Origin of the sequence: Pseudomonas lijiangensis (assembly GCF_018968705.1) — a bacterium.
GTDB classification, from domain to species: Bacteria; Pseudomonadota; Gammaproteobacteria; order Pseudomonadales; family Pseudomonadaceae; genus Aquipseudomonas; species Aquipseudomonas lijiangensis.
The window spans coordinates 2,922,812-2,942,001 of record NZ_CP076668.1 but is presented as its reverse complement, the minus strand read 5'-3'; the positions used below and the strand labels follow the sequence as shown (position 1 = coordinate 2,942,001).

General features: G+C 53.9%; 15 protein-coding genes. 14 read left to right on the top strand and 1 reads right to left on the bottom strand.

Annotated features, from left to right (window positions below):
- The first annotated feature begins 4 nt into the window (after window positions 1-4).
- The 14 genes from tagH to KQP88_RS12330 all read left to right on the top strand — a co-directional run bounded on the left by tagH (window position 5) and on the right by KQP88_RS12330 (window position 18,795).
- The gene (gene tagH, locus KQP88_RS12395; protein WP_200992229.1) at window positions 5-1,201 is read left to right on the top strand and encodes a type VI secretion system-associated FHA domain protein TagH; all 1,197 of its coding nucleotides are present in this window, start codon (window positions 5-7) and stop codon (window positions 1,199-1,201) included.
- A gap of 5 nt (window positions 1,202-1,206) precedes the next feature.
- Complete coding sequence (gene tssJ / locus KQP88_RS12390; protein ID WP_216703173.1) at window positions 1,207-1,707, top strand: type VI secretion system lipoprotein TssJ; 501 nt, start codon at window positions 1,207-1,209, stop codon at window positions 1,705-1,707.
- A 2-nt stretch (window positions 1,708-1,709) separates the two neighbouring features.
- Complete coding sequence (tssK, locus tag KQP88_RS12385; RefSeq protein ID WP_200992231.1) at window positions 1,710-3,041, top strand: type VI secretion system baseplate subunit TssK; 1,332 nt, start codon at window positions 1,710-1,712, stop codon at window positions 3,039-3,041.
- A 5-nt stretch (window positions 3,042-3,046) separates the two neighbouring features.
- A complete protein-coding gene (gene icmH / locus KQP88_RS12380) occupies window positions 3,047-3,922 on the top strand; it encodes a type IVB secretion system protein IcmH/DotU (RefSeq protein WP_025260173.1) in 876 nt (291 codons plus the stop codon).
- A 13-nt stretch (window positions 3,923-3,935) separates the two neighbouring features.
- Window positions 3,936-7,463, top strand: a complete 3,528-nt coding sequence (gene tssM / locus KQP88_RS12375; RefSeq protein WP_216705862.1) for a type VI secretion system membrane subunit TssM — start codon at window positions 3,936-3,938, stop codon at window positions 7,461-7,463.
- Window positions 7,463-8,191, top strand: coding sequence for a PP2C family protein-serine/threonine phosphatase (locus KQP88_RS12370; RefSeq protein WP_216705861.1), 729 nt, complete (start codon window positions 7,463-7,465; stop codon window positions 8,189-8,191). The genes tssM and KQP88_RS12370 overlap by 1 nt, the downstream gene beginning before the upstream one ends.
- Complete coding sequence (locus tag KQP88_RS12365; protein ID WP_216705860.1) at window positions 8,188-9,195, top strand: serine/threonine-protein kinase; 1,008 nt, start codon at window positions 8,188-8,190, stop codon at window positions 9,193-9,195. Before KQP88_RS12370 ends, KQP88_RS12365 begins: the two co-directional genes overlap by 4 nt.
- A 21-nt stretch (window positions 9,196-9,216) precedes the next feature.
- Window positions 9,217-11,253 (top strand): type VI secretion system Vgr family protein, encoded by a 2,037-nt coding sequence (gene tssI / locus KQP88_RS12360; RefSeq protein WP_216705859.1) that lies wholly within the window; start codon window positions 9,217-9,219, stop codon window positions 11,251-11,253.
- A 9-nt stretch (window positions 11,254-11,262) separates the two neighbouring features.
- Window positions 11,263-11,733 (top strand): hypothetical protein, encoded by a 471-nt coding sequence (locus tag KQP88_RS12355; RefSeq protein WP_200992236.1) that lies wholly within the window; start codon window positions 11,263-11,265, stop codon window positions 11,731-11,733.
- Window positions 11,717-14,833 (top strand): N-acetylmuramidase domain-containing protein, encoded by a 3,117-nt coding sequence (locus tag KQP88_RS12350; protein WP_322973083.1) that lies wholly within the window; start codon window positions 11,717-11,719, stop codon window positions 14,831-14,833. Before KQP88_RS12355 ends, KQP88_RS12350 begins: the two co-directional genes overlap by 17 nt.
- A complete protein-coding gene (locus KQP88_RS12345; protein ID WP_200992238.1) occupies window positions 14,833-15,564 on the top strand; it encodes an SH3 domain-containing protein in 732 nt (243 codons plus the stop codon). Before KQP88_RS12350 ends, KQP88_RS12345 begins: the two co-directional genes overlap by 1 nt.
- 206 nt (window positions 15,565-15,770) lie before the next feature.
- Window positions 15,771-16,541: a hypothetical protein gene (locus tag KQP88_RS12340; RefSeq protein WP_200992239.1), complete on the top strand. Its 771-nt coding sequence runs from the start codon at window positions 15,771-15,773 to the stop codon at window positions 16,539-16,541.
- Window positions 16,542-16,612: 71 nt separating this feature from the next.
- Entirely contained in the window at window positions 16,613-17,632 is a 1,020-nt protein-coding gene (locus tag KQP88_RS12335; RefSeq protein ID WP_216705857.1) for a tetratricopeptide repeat protein, read from the top strand.
- A 35-nt stretch (window positions 17,633-17,667) separates the two neighbouring features.
- A complete protein-coding gene (locus KQP88_RS12330) occupies window positions 17,668-18,795 on the top strand; it encodes a lysozyme inhibitor LprI family protein (RefSeq protein ID WP_216705856.1) in 1,128 nt (375 codons plus the stop codon).
- Window positions 18,796-18,886: 91 nt separating this feature from the next.
- Here KQP88_RS12330 and KQP88_RS12325 read toward each other — a convergent pair whose 3' ends face one another.
- Window positions 18,887-19,096: a hypothetical protein gene (locus tag KQP88_RS12325; protein WP_216705855.1), complete on the bottom strand. Its 210-nt coding sequence runs from the start codon at window positions 19,094-19,096 to the stop codon at window positions 18,887-18,889.
- Window positions 19,097-19,190: the final 94 nt, after the last annotated feature.

Genomic DNA, 19,190 nt, shown 5'->3' with positions numbered 1-19,190 from the left:
CATCATGGAACTGGTTTTCGAAATGCTTAACACCAAGCAGTTCGTGCCCACGGAGTTGTGCCAGAAGACCTTCAAGCAGGCGGGTGGCGTGATTGGTCGGGGAGAGGACTGCGACTGGATCATCCCGGACCGCAAGCGTCATTTGTCCAACCATCACGCGCTGATCAGCTATCGCGAGGGAACGTTTTTCCTGACCGATACCAGCAGTAACGGTATTCAGGACAGCGCCAACGGTGCGCGCCTGCGCAAGGGTGAAGCCGTTCGTATCGAACACGGCAGTGTATATGTCCTGGGTGACTTCGAGATTCGTGCGCGTCTGGTTCGTGACCCGGCCACGTTCGACGTGGAAGTCGGTCGTCCACAGGCGGCAGGCAGCATCATCCCTGACGATGCCTTCCTCGACCTGGACCCGCTGAACGCCCTTGACCAGCAGGAGCGTGTCTATTCGGAAATCGAGGAGCTGATCTCCCCGAACACCGCTATCGATGATGGCCGGCAGCGTGCCGACTATGCCCGCATCGATATGGAAAGCCTGTTGGTGCCGGAACTGGTCGAGGTCGCGAAAAAGCCTGAACCCGCGCCTGCACCGCCGCCGGTCGAACGTCAGTCCGATGCTTTCTGGGACAAGTTTGCTGTGGCTCTGGGGGTTGACCTCAACGGTCTCGATCACGATGCCAAAGAGGCACTGGCGCTCAATGCAGCCCGTTTGCTCAAGCAAAGCATCGGCGGTCTGCAGCAGAGCCTGCGCACCCGTAGCGAGCTGAAAAACGAATTGCGCCTGGCACAGACCACGGTTCAGGGCAGTCAGAAAAACCCGTTGAAGTTTGCCGTCGATACCCGTGAAGCACTGGGCATTCTGTTGCAGCCGGGCAAACCTGGGCAGTTGCCGGCCGAGCAGGCGATATCCCGCGCATTCCGTGATCTGCAGGCGCATCAGGTGGCTTTGCTGACCGCCAGCCGCGCCGCCGTTCGCGGCACTCTGGAACACTTCTCGCCGCAACAGCTCACCCTGCGTTTCGAGCGCGACAACAAACCGCTGTTTGCCACGTCCGGCAGTCGCTGGAGAGCTTACGGACGCTATCACCAGGCGTTGCGCCAGGATGATGACTGGAGCGAGCGTTTGATGGCCCGCGATTTCGCCCAGGCCTATGAAGAGCAGATTCGCCTGATTTCCACCCTCCACACCGATCACCAAGGATGATGCGCATGTCTCGCCGTATGACTGCTTTCTCTAAAACGCTGGCTGCGCTGACCGCCCTGGTGCTGCTGGCCGGCTGCTCAACGCTCTCGCCGTACTCCCATCTCACCAAGCTCAACCTGAAGCTGACGGCCAGTGATCGTTTGAACCCGGACCTCAATGGCCGTCCGTCACCGATCGTGGTACGCCTGTTCGAACTCAAGCACCCGGTGGCGTTCGAGAATGCGGACTTCTTCAGCCTTTATGAGCGCGCCAAGGAGTCCCTGTCGCCGGACATGGTGACCAGCGAAGAACTGGAGCTGCGTCCGGGTGAAACCGTCGACCTCAAGCTGACTGTGGGAGAGGGCAGCCGCTACGTCGGTGTCCTTGCGGCCTACCGTGACCTGCCGGAAACCAGATGGCGCTACACGCTGCAAGTGACCCCGCTGGCACTCACCGATGCCGAACTGATCCTCGATCAGAACGGTATTCGCAACACCAATGAATCGCTCGCCAAGGCAGTCGACTGACCATGAACTCTCATAAAGTCATTTGGCAGGAAGGCATGTTGCTGCGTCCGCAGCACTTCCAGCACAACGATCGCTACTACGATCACCAGATGAAGACCCGGACCAAGCTGCTGGGCAGCTACACCTGGGGTTTCCTCAATCTGGACATCGACCTGCAGTTCCTCAACATGGGCAAACTGGTGGTCAGTCAGGCCTCGGGGATTCTGCCGGACGGCAGCCTGTTCGAGCTGGGCGGCAACACCGAGCCGCTGGCTCTCGACGTACCGCCCAATACCGGTAATACACCGGTCTATCTGGCACTGCCGCTGGTGACCGGCAATCACATCGAAGCGCGCCGCCCGGAGCAGTCCGACGTGCTGGCACGCTATACCGCGTATGAAGCCGAAGTAGCCGACTCCAATGCCGGCGACGATTCCTCAAGCCAGGTCAGCTGTGGCCGTCCCGACTTCAAACTGTTGCTCGGCGAGCAGCAGAGCGATCAGGCGTACGTGAAGCTGAAGATCTGCGAAGTGCTCGATACGACGCCGGACGGCGTGATCAGCCTCGACCCTGACTTTGTGCCGACCTACATCCAGGCACACGCTTCCAGCTACCTGCTGTCATGCCTGAAGGAAGTCATCAGCATGCTCAGCCACCGGGGCGATACCATCGCCGACCGGATTCGCTCTAACGGCAAGGTGGGCGGCGCTGAAGTCGGCGACTTCATGATGCTGCAACTGATCAACCGCACCGAGCTGTTGCTGCGTCACTACCTGGGTCTTGAGCAGGTTCACCCGGAAGAGCTGTACCGCACGCTGCTGACCATGCTGGGCGATCTGGCGACCTTTTCCAGCGACAGCAAGCGCCCGCGCCTGGACAGCCGTTATCAGCACAGCGACCAGGGCGCGAGCTTCCGCAAACTGATGGAAGCGATCCGTCAGGTGTTGTCGATGGTGCTGGAGCAGCATGCCATCGAGTTGATTCTGCAGGCGCGCCAGTACGGCATCATCGTCTCGCCGCTGCACGATCACACACTGCTGGGCTCGGCCTCGTTCGTGCTGGCGGCCAGTGCCAACTGCGACTCCGAAGAGCTGCGCCATCGCTTGCCCGCGCACCTCAAGGTCGGCCCGGTGGAGCGTATCCGCCAACTGGTCAACCTGCACCTGCCAGGCATCAAGGTCAAACCCTTGCCGGTGGCCCCGCGGCAGATCGCGTTCCACTCCAACAAAACCTATTTCATCCTCGAACTCAGTTCCGAAGACCTGGCGCAACTCGAGCGCTCCGGCGGCTTCGCGTTCCACGTATCCGGCGAATTCGCCGAGCTTGAACTGAAATTCTGGGCCATAAGGAACTGATCGACATGATCAAGGACACGGAATACAACCAGGACGACAAGACCGTCCTGCTCGACCGTCAGGGCCATGGGCCGGCTTCGAGCCCGCTGACCGACTTCGCAGCGCCGCCACGCTTCGAGCAGCTTGAAGAGCGCATGATCTATGCGGCGCGCCTGCGCCCGGCCGAAGCGTTCAACATCAGCCTCAATTCGCTGGTGGCTGCTGGCTCCGAGCTGCTGTCTGAAGTGGTGCGACTCAAGCACAGTGACTCCCGCGAGGACCTGTACGCACTCAATGATCGACTGACTGCCGGGCTGAAGCTGTTTGAAGTGCGCGCCTTGCACAACGGTGCCGAGAGCAGCCAGGTAATGGCTGCCCGTTACGTGCTGTGCACCGTGGTAGACGAAGCGGTTGTGACCACGCCCTGGGGCAACGAAAGCGAGTGGTCGCAGATGAGCCTGCTCAGCAGCTTCCACAACGAAACCTTCGGCGGCGAGAAGTTTTTCCAGTTGCTGGATCGCCTGTCGAAAAACCCGGTCAAGCACCTGCCCATGCTGGAACTGATGTACCTGTGCCTGTCCCTCGGTTTTGAAGGCAAGTATCGGGTCCAGGCACGGGGCATGCTCGAGCTCGAAGGCATCCGTGACGCCCTGTATCGCCAGATCCGCCAACTTCGCGGTGATGTACCACGTGAGCTGTCGCCCCATTGGGAAGGCTTGAACGATCAGCGCCGCAGCCTGGTACGCATCGTGCCGGTGTGGATGGTGGTGCTGTTTACCTTCGTCTGCCTGGTGGTGATGTATTCCGGTTTCGCCTGGATGCTGGGCGAGCAGCGCGACACCGTTCTGCAACCTTATCAGCCGTTTGACCAGACCGCGGTTCAACCGCAGTCGCAGCCGTAATCAGGGACGCGTGATGAAGAATTTTTTCAAGAAAGTCGGCGCATTCCTGCGCAAGACATGGGTCTGGACGCTGCTGCTGGTACTGTTTGTCGCGTTGCTGGTGTGGTTCGTGGGGCCGCTGCTGGCGGTCAATGACTACAAGTTCTGGGAAGGCTCGACCTCCCGCCTGCTGACCATCAGCGTGCTGTTCCTGATCTGGGGCCTGACCATGGTCTTCGTCAGCTGGCGCGCCGGTGTTCGCAAGAAAGCGATGGAAGAGAGCGAAGACGGCCAGGATCGTCTCCGCCGCGAAGAGCAGATCGACGAAGAACAGAAGGAGTTGAAAGCGCGTTTCAAGGATGCGCTCAAGACCCTGAAGACGTCGAGCCTGTATCGTGGCCGTAGCGAGCGCTGGCGCAGTGACTTGCCCTGGTACTTGCTGATCGGACCGCAGGGCAGTGGCAAGACCAGCCTGCTGGACTTCTCGGGTCTTGAGTTCCCGATCAACAAGATCGAGCGCAAGCTGACCCGCGACACCCTGGGCACCCGCCACTGCGACTGGTACTTCGCTGATCATGGCGTGCTGATCGACACCGCTGGCCGCTACCTGACCCAGCCGGATGCCGAAGTCGATGGCAGTGCCTGGAGCACTTTGCTTGACCTGCTGCGCAAGCGTCGTCGCAATCGTCCGTTGAACGGCGTGCTGGTGACCATTCCGGTGGAAACCCTGCTGCAGGGCAGCGAACAGCAACTCGAAACCCTGGCCCGTCAGGTGCGTGGACGCCTGCAGGACGTGCATCAGAAACTGCACGTGGACGTGCCGGTTTATCTGGTGCTGAGCAAGGCTGACAGCCTGCTGGGCTTCGATGAGTTCTTCGATCAACTGACTCGCGAAGAAAGCGATCAGGTGCTGGGTACCAGCTTCCGCAAAGAGCAAGTCGGCACCGATGTGGCTGTGCTGCGCAACGAGTTCGAAGAACTGCTGCGTCGCCTCAATAGCCAGGTGATCATGCGCATGCACCAGGAGCGTGACACCCAGCGTCGTGGCCGTATCCTCGACTTCCCGCATCAACTGGGTCAGATCGGCGAGCGTCTGTGCCTGTTCGTCGACATGGCATTCACTGGCAACCGCTACCAGCGTGCCAGCCAGTTGCGCGGTTTCTACCTGACCAGCGCGCCGCACCTGACTGCGGAAATGGACGCCACCACTGCGGGTATCGGCGCCAACCTGGGTCTGAACGCTGGCATCTTGCCAACCCTGCGCAGTGGCCGTTCGCGCTTCATTCACCACTTGCTCAGCCGGGTGATTTTTCCCGAGGCCGATCTTGCGGGTCTGGACAAACGCGAGCGCAGCCGCATCCATTGGGGCCAGCGTGCGCTGTACGTAGGCGCGCTGGCAGCACTTGCGCTGTTCGGCCTGCTTTGGGCCAGCGGTTTCTCTGCCAACTATGAGCGTCTGGAAAACCTGCGCAACCTGGCTCAGACCTGGACCCAGCAACGTTCGGCGCTGAGCACCCGCGATGACGCCATGGCGGCACTCAAGACCCTGGACACCAGCTACGCCGCTACCCAGGTGTTCCCTGCAAAAGGCGACGTGAGTTACCACGAGCGCGGCGGTCTGTATCAGGGCGAAGCCGTCAACCCGGTCGTCAAGGACGCTTACGATCGTCAGCTTGAACAGCAACTGTTGCCACGGGTCGCAACCCTGCTGGAAGGGCAGGTGCGTGCCAACACCAAGGACCGCGATCGCCTGCTCAACAGCCTGCGTGCGTACCTGATGCTGAACATGAAGGACCGTCGCGACGAGCAATGGCTCAAGGACTGGGTCGCGACAGAATGGTCCCAGCGTTACAGCGGCAACACTGCCGTACAGAACGGCTTGAACAGCCACTTCGAGCGCTTGCTCAAGCAGCCGTTCGTTTATCCGCTGGACGAGCAACTGGTGGCTCAGGCGCGTCAGATTCTGCGCAGCGAGTCCCTGGCCAACGTGGTCTACCGGATGCTGCGCGAGCAGGCTCGCAACTTGCCGGAATACCGTCTGGATCAACACCTGGGCCCGCAAGGCTCGCTGTTTGTCGGCACCGACTATGTGATTCCGGGCTTCTACACCCAACAGGGTTACCAGCAGTACTTCTCGGTGCAGGGCTCGATGCTGGTCAGCGATATCCTGCGTGACAACTGGGTACTGGGCGAAGGCTCTGGCCTTAGCAGCATGGACTTGCGTCGCCTGATGGTTGAGCTGGAGCAACTGTATTTCCGTGACTACGCCAACTATTGGGGCGAAGCGGTAGGCCAGGTGCAACTGCCGGCCATCAACGACTTTGGCGAGGGTGCCGAGCAACTGGCAGGCCTGACGTCAGCCAACTCACCGGTCATCCAGATGCTGGTCGAAGTGCGTGAAAACACCCGCTTCCCGGTGGTCGCGGAAACGGCAGAGGAAGCCGCTGCAGCTGCCGCGCAACTGGCCGACAAGGGCGGGAAACTCGGCAAGGTGGCAGCCGCTGCTGCTGGCAATGCGTCTGATGCTCTGGCGAAAAAGCTGCCGGATACTGCGCGTAAATCCCTGCAAAGCCGCTTCGAACCGCTGCACCGTTTGCTGGACGACAACAACGGCCCGACCGCTGACCTGACGCCAGCCCTGGCAGCCCTCAACGAACTGCAAATGCAGATGGCCAGCCTGGCGCGCTCCAGCTCGCCGGATCAGGCTGCGTTCGAACTGGCCAAGAACCGCATGGGTGGCCAGCGTGATGCGCTGAGCAACCTGCGCACTGTATCCAGCCGTCTGCCGCGTCCGGTGGGCGTGTGGTTCAACGTCCTGGCTGAAGACACCTGGCGCCTGGTGCTGCGTGATTCCTATCAGTACCTGAACCAGCGTTATCAGAACGAGCTGTACAGCTTCTACGGCAAGGCGATCAATCAGCGTTATCCGTTCAACGCACACAGCGCCAGCGACGTGGCAATCAGCGACTTCCGTGAGTTCTTCAAGGCTCAGGGTATTGCGGATCGCTTCTTCGACAGCTACATGCGTCCATTCGTCAGTGGCGATCCGGGTAACTACCGCATGCGCACTGTCGACGGTTACAGCCTGCCGGTTTCCAAGGTCTACCTCGACCAGATGGCGTCTGCGCTGGTTATCCGCCAGAGCTTCTTCGCCGATAACCCGGCCGAGCCGCAAGTGCAGTTCAAGCTGGAGCCTTACACCCTGGACCCGGCAGTCAGCCGTTCCGAGTTCAAGCTGGGCGACAAGACCATCGAATATCGCCATGGTCCGATCGTGCCGGTGTCGTTCAAGTGGCCGACCGATGCCGAAGACGGCCGCACCAGCCTGGTACTCGACAGAATGGTCGGTCGCCCGCTGGGTATCGAGAAGAACACGGGACCATGGTCGCTGTTCCGTCTGTTCGACCTGATGCAGACCGAATACCTGACAGGGCGTGACGTGCTGGTGCTCAAGGCCGACGTGGGTGGCCTGCGCGCCAACTACCTGCTGACCAGCCAGCGCACGCCGAACCCGTTCGACATGGGCGTGCTGCGTACCTTCCGCATGCCGGTGCAGCTCTGATGCTGGTAGCCAGCCCATGGCGCAGCGCTGCGCGCACCGATGCCGGCAAGGTTCGGGCGCGCAACGAAGATGCTTTTCTGGACTCCCCACAGCATGGGCTGTGGGTGGTCGCAGACGGGATGGGCGGTCATCAGGGGGGCGATATCGCCAGTCAGTTGATCGTCGCCAGCCTGGCGGAATTGCCGGTACAGAATGATTTCGACGAACGACTCAAGGACATACGCCAGTGCCTGCACTGGCTCAACCGTCGTTTGGGGCAAGAGTTGACTGTCACCGCCGGACGCCACGACAGCATCATGGGCAGCACCGTTGTGGCGCTGCTGGTGGAGGGCAATCGTGCGGCCTGCATCTGGGCCGGCGATAGCCGCTGTTATCTGTGGCGCGGTCAGCGTCTGTATCAGTTGTCCAGGGACCATTCGCTGCAGCAGCAACTGATCGACGAGCAGAAAATGAGCGCTGAGCAGGCCCGGGCCTATCCTGGCGCCCATGCCCTGACTCGTGCAGTCGGTGCTGCAGAGCAACTGACCCTGGATGTACTGGAGCTGGAAGTGTATCCCGGCGACACCTTCCTGCTCTGCAGCGACGGCTTGTATCAAGGGCTCAGCAGCGATGCACTCGGCAATGCCTTGAGCCTGACTGCGCCGCAGATTGCGCTGGAGCGCCTGTTCGATGGTGCCCTGCGTGGTTCGGCACGGGACAACCTGACGGCCGTGGTAATCCGCCAATGACTGAACTCATGGGACCGATCGACGACTTGCTGGTGAGCGAGGAACAGGACAGCAATCTGACCTATTTTGCCTTCGCCCAGTCGCACAAGGCAGAAGCTGCGCCGGCGCCGACCCGGGCCAGTATCTCGGAGATGCCCGATCTGCTGGCAGGTCGTTACCGTATCGAGCGTTTGCTCGGTGCCGGTGGCATGGGCCTGGTCTATCGTGCCCGGGACTTGCTGAGCGAGCAGTTCGGCGATCCCGATCCTTATATCGCGCTGAAAGTCCTCAGCGAAGAGTTTGCCGAGTCGCCGGATGCCAGCGCCTTGCTTTACAGCGAGTTTGCCCTGACCCGACGCCTGCGCCACGACAACGTCCTGCGCCTGCATAACTTTGAAGTGGACACTGACTGCCAGCGGGCCTTCATCACCATGGAACTCATGCGTGGGCTGACCCTGGACAAATTGCTCTGCGAGCGGCCCCTGGGGCTGCCGTGGAAAGAACTGCGTGACATCACACTGCCGCTGCTCGATGCCTTGGCCTATTCCCATGCCCATGGCGTGCTGCATGGTGACATGAAGCCGAGCAACGTCATGGTCACCGAAGACGGCGTGCGCCTGTTCGACTTTGGCCTTGGCCAGGCAGAGGAGGGTATCCTGCCCGGTCTGCCGCACCTGAGCCGCGAGCGATTCCATGCCTGGACACCGGGCTATGCCGCCCCGGAACTGCTCGAAGGCAAACCATTGTCGGCAGGTGCCGATGTTTATGGCGTGGCCTGTGTGATCTTCGAGCTGGCGGGAGGCAAACACCCGTTTCGCCGTTTGCCCTCGACTCAGGCCCGTGACGAACGCCTCGATCGTGAACTGCAAGCGCCGAAGAACTTGCCGAAACACTGCTGGCCAGCCCTGCGCGCAGCACTGGCTTTCGATGCCGGGGATCGCAGGATCACCGCCAAACAATTGCGTGACGCTTTCACCGTCACTTCGTCCTGGCAGCAGCGTCTGATGCCTTGGCGTAACGGATGACTACCGAACAGGGAGCAAACAATGTTCAACCCTTCCAACGAAACGCACTTCAGCCTGACCATCGAAGATTACGAGGGCGATCTGCAGGTGCTGGCTTTTACGGGTACAGAAGGCATCAGCCAGGCCTTTCGTTTCGACGTGGAACTTGTCAGCGAAAACCCTGATCTGGACCTGGAAAAGCTCCTGCACAAGCAGGCGTTCCTGGCGTTCGACCCGCAGGGCAGCGGCATTCATGGCCAGATATACCGTATCGCCCAAGGCGACGCCGGCAAGCGTCTGACCCGTTACACCCTGTCTCTGGTGCCGCAGTTGCAGTACCTGCACCACAGGACCAACCAGCGCATCTACCAGCAACTGTCGGCGCCCGAGATCATTGCACTGATCCTCGAAGAGCACGGCATCAAGGGTAACGCCTACAGCTTCCAGCTCAGCCAGCCGTGCCCCAAGCGCGAGTATTGCGTGCAGTACGACGAAACCGACCTGCACTTTATCCAGCGCCTGTGTGAGGAGGAGGGGATTCACTATCACTTCCAGCACAGCGAAAAACTTCATCTGCTGGTATTTGGCGACGACCAGACCGTATTCCCCAAGCTCGGCCAGCCCACAGCGTATGTACAAGGCAGTGGCCTGGTTGCCGACGAACCGGTGATCAAGGGCTTCAAACTGCGCCTGGAAACCCGCACCAGCCGCGTCACCCGCCGTGATTACGACTTCGAGAAGCCCAACATGCAACTCGAAGCCGCCTGGAAACCCGCTGGCGAAAGCACTGAACCAGACCTGGAAGACTACGACTATCCGGGCAGCTTCCTGGATCGTGCCCGGGGTAAATTCCTCAGCCAGCGGGCGCTGGAGCGTCATCGTGCCGACTACCAGCAGGTCGAGGGCTGGGGCGACCAGACGACCCTCACCAGCGGGCACTTCCTGGAACTCTCCGACCACCCTCGTACCGAGTGGAACGACCTGTGGCTGCTGACCGAAATCTTTCATGAAGGCAAACAGCCGCAAGTGCTGGAAGAGTCGGTAACCAGCGACACCACTGACAACAAGGACGATTTCCATCAGGGCTACCGCAACCGCTTCCTCGCGACCCCGTGGGCCGTGTTCTACCGTCCGGCGCTGGAGCACACCAAACCCCGTGTGCTCGGTACCCAGACCGCCACCGTCACAGGGCCAAAAGGTGAAGAGATCCACTGCGACCAGTACGGCCGGATCAAAGTGCAGTTCCACTGGGACCGGGAAGGCCAGGCCGACGACAAGACCAGTTGCTGGTTGCGCGTCTCCACTGCCTGGGCAGGTGATCGCTATGGCGCTATTTCCATCCCGCGGATCGGCATGGAAGTTCTTGTCACCTTCCTCGAAGGTGACCCCGACCAGCCACTGGTGAACGGCTGCCTGTACCACAAGGAAAACCAGGTTCCCTACACGCTGCCAGCGAACAAGACCCGCACCGTCTTCAAGACCCTCAGCTCTCCTGGCGGTGGCGGTTACAACGAACTGCGCATCGAAGACAAGAAAGGTGCCGAACAGATCTACATCCACGCCCAGCGCGACTGGGATGAAAACATCGAGCACGACCAGAAAATCCGCGTCGGCAACGAACGCCACGACACTGTAGAGAAAAACACCTACACCGAACTCAAGGCCGAAGAACACCGCACCACCCACAGCGACCGCAAGGTCGAGGTCCGGATGGATGACCACCTCACCATCGGACAAAACCAGCATGTGAAGCTCGGCACGGCACAACTGACCAGCGTCGGCAGGGAAATCCACCTCAAGGCTGGCGACAAGATCGTCATCGAAGCCGGCACGGAACTGACGGCGCTGGGAGGCGGGAGCTTTATCAAGCTCGATGGTGGCGGCATTACCGTGATTGGCCCGGTAGTGAAGATCAATGCCGGCGGCTCGGCAGGGTCAGGTACGGGAATCGCGATCAAACCGCCCGTGCTGCCGGGCGCGGCGGATAAGGACAAGGCGGGGAGTCTGATGGATCAGGCTCTGGTGAATGCGCCGCCTGAGAAGGTTAAGCCGAAGGCTTTTTTTGTGTTTTCTGAGTAAGGGAAAGCAATGTTCAATATCAAGTTACCTCTTGCGCGATATAAATTTTTAGCGTTTTTCTTCCTTGCGCCTTTAGCAGTTTTAGATGCTTGCGCGAGCACGTCTCTGGAAGAGCAATTTAACGGCATTGAGGCCTGCCAGATTAAAAATATCTTTCTTGATCCTGTGACAAAAAAAGCCAGCGGCCAGTATTTTTCTGAACGCCAACTTGAGCCGTGTCGCATCGATGAAGTAGCGTTCTACTGTGTAAATGATACTTTTTATGGCTTGGCCGTAAGTGAAGTTGCGATTCCTTATCATGGTCCTTTCAGTGTTCATGCTATCTATTTAAAGGATAGCCCTGCGACCGTTGAAGCAAGATTGCGTACGCAGTTTCCAGATATAAAGCTAAATCAAAATGACGGTGTTTCACCTATTTTGATTGCAAACCCCAAGCAACGGGGAAGTTCTGTTTTCTACTGTGATGAGTACAGTGAGTAATAACATGGAATTGTATAACCCAGGTGCACCTTTTGTTTACACGAGCGCGTGGAACCCCACGCGTACTCATCCAGTGACAGGTGAAGTCCGTCCGCATCGAGGAGAGGACTGGGCGGCACCTAGTGGTACGTCGATCCCAGCCGCGGGCGCAGGAAAGGTTGTCTATAAAGGCACCATGTCCGGGTATGGAAATCTGGTAGTACTTGAGCACGCCAATGGGACAGAGATTGTTCATACATTGTATGCGCACATGAGATCTGCTTCCCCTCTGGCTATAGGGAGCTCCGTGGCTAAAGGGGCGTCTGTTGGCCCATGCGGGAATACAGGCATTGGCACGGGCGCACACTTGCACTTTGAGGTGCTTCGCAATGGCACGAAAGGCCATCCGAACCTGGTTCAGGGTCATGCTACGGTCAATCCTCGCGAGTTCGATATTTCCAATCTGACGCATCCAGATGGAGATAACAGTGGTGCGCCAGCACCAGCACCAGCACCAGCACCTGCGGAGACTGTAAAGGTTAGTAGCCCATGGCAATTTCCGATACGCAAGGCTGGAGGTGCACCGTATAAAGATGCAGATGAGTTGTTCTCTGCGCTAGAGGCAGAGACGTCTGGCAACTATCTCTTAGGCAGCCATAATTTTTGGCATGGTGGAATTCATATTAGTAATGCGAGTGCGCCACAGTGCATCCGTGATGAGCCTGTTCGCTGTATTGGAGATGGAGTCGTTGTGGCGTACCGTCTTAATAAGGATTATCTGGCAAGTGAGTTTATAGGTGCGAACGCTACTGAAACACTTAAGTATTCAAATTCTTTCTGCCTTGTAAGGCATGACTACAAGTCACCTGTCAACACAGAGGTGACGCCTGGAGTATGTAATGAACTGATTTTTTATAGTCTTTACATGCATTTACTGCCATTTGACCGGTATCCTGCTGCACCTGATGAAGTTAAATTGCCACGAATCAAGATGATTGCAAGTGGCTTTAAGGCTCGAAGTGATATAGCGGGTGCTGCCAACTGTCAGGAGTATGGGGGTATTTCGGCTGGTGCGGAAATAGAAATTTTAGAAGAACACCCTGACCATGTTCATGCCAAAGGCAAGCTGTTAAAAGGTACAGTCACTGGTCGTACCGAGGGGCAAGAGTTCTGGTTTGCCTACAAGAAAAATGGTGCTGCATATCCTAGAACTAATGGCGACCCTAGCTGGAATGAAATAATTCCTCCTGAGCGAACCAAGCCAGGTTACTGGAAGGGAAAGGTGAGAGCAGTCGTTACAGGATCCGGACTTACTCTCCGCCAGCCTCCAGCCGCTCTTGCTCATGGCGCTCAGGCAGGGTTGCCTATCAGTGCAGCAACTCAAAGCGGAAGTGAAGGTTTAGTTTTATGCACAAACAGCACGATTGAATTTGATAGTGCTAAAGTTCTCAATCTTAAACTGGGTAATCAAACCCTTCGAATGGCAGAGTGTACATTTATACCTAGTACATCAGGTCCGCCCACCGGATTGAAAAACAGCACAATGGTTGTGCCCACTTCGTTTTGGGCTTGTGTAGAAGATATATCCCCCAATCGTTTTGTTCAGTGGCAAGAACTCATTCCGTCGACTTTTGACGAAGTTGTATCCGTTGAAACCGCAATTAAAGCTGGTGACCCGATCGGCTACTTGGGACTCAATGAAAACATTTCCGGCCCTACCGGCGGGATATCAGGAAAGCATCAGATTCATGTAGAGGTTTTTTCGGCGGATCCTCGAATAGAAGATTTTCTTAAGAATAAAGCGGGTATAAAGGACGGTAAAAAATATATACACTTGCCTGCCGCAACGGTATTGAATAAAAAAACGCCGCTGGTAGGAGAGATAGAGCTATCAAGTGAGCACTTTGTAGACTTAGCTAAGGCGATACCTTTCAAAGATACGGTTGATTGGTATGAGATCACTGTTGTCGACAGCGGAGAAAGCAAAACTGGTTTGCTGAAGAAAGAGTCGGCCAAGCTGATCACTCAGCATGACTGGGAAACGTTGGGCTTCAAAATCGTCAAAGAAAATAACCAAAATGCTGACGGCTTTCTGGATGTTAATGACCTGCCTGCGTTTTTCAAAGATATCTACAACGATTTGGATAAGTACGGGAATAATGACAATAAGATAACAGTCGAAGACCTGCCAACTGCCTTAAAGAACTTAGAGTTTAGAGGGCGTTGGTCGAAATTGGTTGCGGATCATCCGACAGAGTGGAAATCTAAATCAGATACTTCTAAATGGTCCCGTTTAGACGTTTTGTTAGAGGCCTATCCTGCTGTGCTGAAACACGAGAAAGATCGAATAGATAAATTGGTTTTTTGGGATGAACTGACAGGTACAGCTAAAATAGGTGACGGTACAGGTGTCGTTAAACATTTTCATCCGGTAGCAATGATCGGTAATATGCTATCCAATAATAAATGCTTTTGCTTTGATCAAGGCATTGTAGACTCTCCTTGTCAAACAGGTGTCAGGGATGTGACGAAAGAGCATTTTGAATTATTGGCGACTCAGCTTGGCGTCGAGAAAGAAGTGCTTCGTGCGATAGCAGTTGCAGAAACAGGAGATAAGGTACCATTCAAAGAATTTGTTCCTGGCCAGCAACACGCGGCAATACTTTATGAACGTCACTATATGTACCGCTTTCTTAAAAATAAAGGATATACCGATCAGCAATTAAATGCTTTAGCTACTAGCGAGCCTAAAATTGTCCATACCTACCAAGCTGGTTATTCCTATGGTAGTGAGCAATCACAGTATGAACGACTTCAGCGCGCGCGCGAACTAGATCGTGATGCTGCAAATAAGTCATGCTCCTGGGGGAAATTCCAGGTTATGGGAGCGTATTATGCTCGCTTGTATAAAAGCACAGATGAATTGGTAGAGGCGCAGAACTACTGCGCATTGCAGCACTTGCAATACTTTAAGATATTTCTTACCAAAGAGAAAAATATGCTTGAACCGATGAAGCAAAAAAACTGGCTGACCATTGCTAAGAAATATAATGGCGAAAATCAAGTCGGTTATGATACGAAAATTTCAAATGCTTATAACAATCTAAAGGCTAACTGGTAATGAAAAGTTTTACTGTATTAGCAGCGTTTTTATTTTTTTTCTCAAGTGTGCAAGCAGCAGAGGAATGTGAGAAATCGATCCCTCGCGACGCTGTTCTATATCAGCAATTTAATATGGGGGCAGATTTTGCTTGCATATATGAAGCGCCCGAAAGCTCTGATAATGCAGTGCTTAGCTTTTACTCAAGAAGCGGTGACAAGGTCATATTACTGTCCTCCAATAAAAATTTTGTAAGCCTAGATAGCGTCAGAGATGGGACGAACCAACCAGATATTACAAAAACAGAAAGTGGCGCATATCAGATATTGTGGAACTATCCGAATGGCGTGGACGCAATTGAGTTGGCTCCAGCAAAGGATGGTATCTATTTGAAGGGTGCAACAAAAGAGATGCGTCTTCCATCATTTGATACTTCTGAGAAAGTAAAATCTATAACCTTAGTGAGTAATCTTAAAAATCTGGAAAAATTGAATTTTTCAGACATGCACATTTCAGAGGTTTTCAATAAGGATGCTCTGATGCTCGCGGGCGGCGAGATTACTACAAGCGTCAGCTCAGAAAAAATTTTTTTATACTCTGAGCCATCGGAGTCGTCTAAAACTAAGGGTTATTTAATCTCTGGAGATGAGGTCAGGATTTTAGAATACAAGAATGGCTTTCTTAAAATTTCGTACAAGATGAAAAATGGAAACTATTTGATACGATGGATTAGTATTTCTTCTGTGATTTAGTGGCTGGCCAAAGTATGCAGGCTACTGGGGGGGGATAAATCCCCCTTCAGACTACTCCTTGGCAAGAGTGGTGGCGTGAGGGGGCGATAGTTAATGCTACTTACGTTATTTATGCTTTTTACCTTGCTCTTGGTAGCATACGTTTTGAGTTTACTGTGTTCGCATCAGGCAGTGTAAAATCACGGATTAGCATCCATGGGACCCATATGAACCTACTCAAAAAATTCTTGGTTACTCTATGTATCTTTTATCCATTTAGTGTATTTTCCTGTGAGGTGCTTGAAGGTAAAGCATTTCGGTCAATATCTGTTGAAAACGGAATCATTACTTTTGATCTCGTCCCCATTGATGAGGATGCGAGAGATACCAGCGGGGGTGAGCAGTTAGGGATCGATATCAATTTCTTTAACTGCAACACAGGTGACAGAAGCCTGATTGGGCAGTTGCCTTTTTTAGCAGACACCGGTGAAGTCAAAGCCGCTTTTTTAGCTAACGCAGAGCAAGGTCGTGAAAAAGAGCTTTTTGTGATACATGGTGTTGAGATCAGGTCCGATACGGGACTCAAATACTCGGGAGAGTACTATTCTGTTCATGCTTACAAAAAGAGCTCTAATGGTTACACCAAGGATGATAAGCTTTCCAAGTACTTTGGTGAGGGTGGCGATATTTTAGCAGATGACTATAAAGAAGTTGCCTATCTATTTCCGTACAAGAGTAAGGATGCGGTTACTTCCAGGCTTCAATCAGAATTTTACAAAAAGTGGAGTTCCGGTACACCTGTGACTTTGGTCGTTAATAAGAAATCTTCTTTATACAATTCACCTGTACTGGCTGACATGAGTCGCAAGTATCTTGTTGCAGGAGACAAGGTCACACAAGAAGCCGTTGAGGCCGGATGGATTTCGGTTGTATATAAGACTGCCAAGGGGAAGTTGATTCGTGGCTGGATTCAGTGCGGTAACGTAGACGGCTGTTGAGAAGAATCAAAAAATAGAGGCGTGTTTTAGGTAAGATATCACGCCTCACAAAAGTAATAGAGTATGATGAGATGGCCCTTAATCTAAAGAAAAAACGCTTTTTGGCGTTAATTGCTTTTACTGCCTCAGGGCTTAGCTTGTTTCATGGTAATGCGAACGCACATGAGTGCCCCAATGACAAGTTTGACTTATTCCTCAAGGTGTTTTCAACCGCTCCAGAGGTGCAACAACGCCTTGCAAAAAACACAATAAAAATTCTAGAGCTGAAATCTACATCGCCGTCGGGAAAACTTGAGCCTCACACCATTGAGGTCGCGAATGCAGATTTAACGCTTCCACTCATGGCACCTATATATTTTGATAGAGCGGAAGGTGTTACCATTGAAGAGAAGGATAATAGTCACGTCAATATCATTGATAAGCGCGCAGGTAATAGCAATATAAAGATTTTTAGCTTTACTCGCGAATCATGCTGGATGCTTGCAAAGATAGAGGATTGGTCAATCAGGGATAACTATCTTTCGGTCACAGAAACACCAACAATGAATCGCATCGAAAGCCTCTGTTATCAACGGGCCAAATCCTTCCTTAATCTGGGGGAGGGTCAGCTATATCCGCTCACTGCGGAGTTCTTTGAGGCGGCCTTGGAAAACTATCTATGCTCTGCAGCTTCGGGCGATCCTCAGGCTAGCCTGGATGCAGCGGGTCTGAGCCTGTCCGGTATGGCGCCACAATTGGAAACCTCCAAGGTCGAGGCACTTTTTAAAACAGCCGCCACTACTCTCGCCGAAGGCGCCTTAGGGTTATCGACCTTTTACTGTTACGGTAATAATACAGGCGCAGATGGCGCATGCCAGCATCCAGCACTGGCAGAAAAGGAACTTATACGTGCGGCCACGATGGGTTCCGTCAATGCAATTAATTATTTGGGATACTCTTTCGAAATGGGTGAGTTAGCCACTAAAGACGTGCCCAGAGCAATGGCTTGCTATCGTTTGGCTGCTGAGCAGGGAGATCAAGTCGCATCCAGTAATTGGCAGCGCTTGAAAATGCAGGTTTCGGACGCTCCAGCGTCCAGAAAGTGCTACTAATTTTTATCAGTTTTACGCTTTTTGGGACTGTAATAATGGGAAAAAATCACATTGCAACCACAGCCATGCTTTTGTCATTGATGGCAGTTTTTCCTTATGCTCACTCCGCTAGCTTTGACTGTCGCAAGGCATCGACAGACGTAGAACATAAGATCTGTGACAATCCTTCATTATCAAAGCTGGATGAGGATTTGAGTGTAGCTTTCAGGCCGTTGAAGAATAGCTATTTCATACAGATGGCACAACGAGAGTGGCTAGAGTCCGCTCGTGATGCCTGTGAATCTATAGAGTGCCTGGAAAATACTTACTCACAGCAGATCGATTTTTTAACCCCTCCATCTGAAAACGTTAAAGACAGTGAAGCTGTAACTGCTTTGCCAGCAGATAAAAGTTATTTTATTAGTGACCAACTCTGGAAGAACTGGACCCTGACGCAGCTTCCGTATAGCAAGAAATATAGACAGCAGTACATTGTGGCAACTGAAACGCTATCAGGAAAATTACATGTTATTGTATTTGATGGAGAATACAATTCTGAAATGCGTTGCTATAAAGGTGCGCTGTATGAGTTCGTTGATCAATATCCCATCGTTCAACCAATGTTGTACCCTATAGCTAGAGATATCTGCTTCGATGGGACGGAAGACCCTGATAGCAATGACGAAGGTAGAAGATTGGCGGGTGTACTGAGTGGAGTTTTTTATTATAGGATCAAAGTGGCGCCCAATCATTTTATAAGCATGTCTTATAAGCTGGGATCTCGCCTGCCCCCTACGGAGAGTAGCACTCTATTTCAAGGAGCATCCAACACTACAGAGAATCAAAAGGGCTCTCTGTTTTTTAGCCGAAGCAGCTCCTACAATAAAATGGAAATTTATCATCCGCACATAGACAAATCGGAATTTATAGCTTCCCCGAACGACCCAGAACACGACTGGAACATATTCATTCCGGTATGGAGCAAACCTCGTCCGATTCTTTATTTTAAAAATGGCGAATCAATATGGCGAGCCAATATAGTTGACAAAAAACTTTTCAAAATATCACAAGCTGAAGATGATGGCAGAATCAAGAGTCCTATGCCAATTGAAATCAACGGTCGTGAAGCTGTTTTATATTTAGAGAATGATGGCCTTAAGGTTGCCATTTCTCCTGCCCCTTGATCTCTTAATGCAGTAATCTCTGATAAAGTTGAGGTTATGCCTATGGCATAACCTCATTGCCTTTGAACTTTAGCCCTATTACCGCAACAAATTAAACCACTTCATCGATCAGCGTGGTTTTCTCCGGCGTGGCCGTAACCGGAGGGGTGGTCGGATTTTTCAACTGATCCCTGAGCTTTTCCGATGCCGCTTTTTGTTCATCGGTCAAGGGTGGTGGAGGGGTTGGAGACACGGGCAGGGGAGTCGTTGGGCGAGTACCGCCGGGCGTCAGTATGGGCAGGGTATTATTGGTTATTTGCATGTCACTACTTCCGTGAGTGAGGGTTGAACCCAGTGTAACGGCGGCTTTTCGATGAGCTTTAGAGCTGATCGCACCCAGGTTGCTCCAGGCGTTG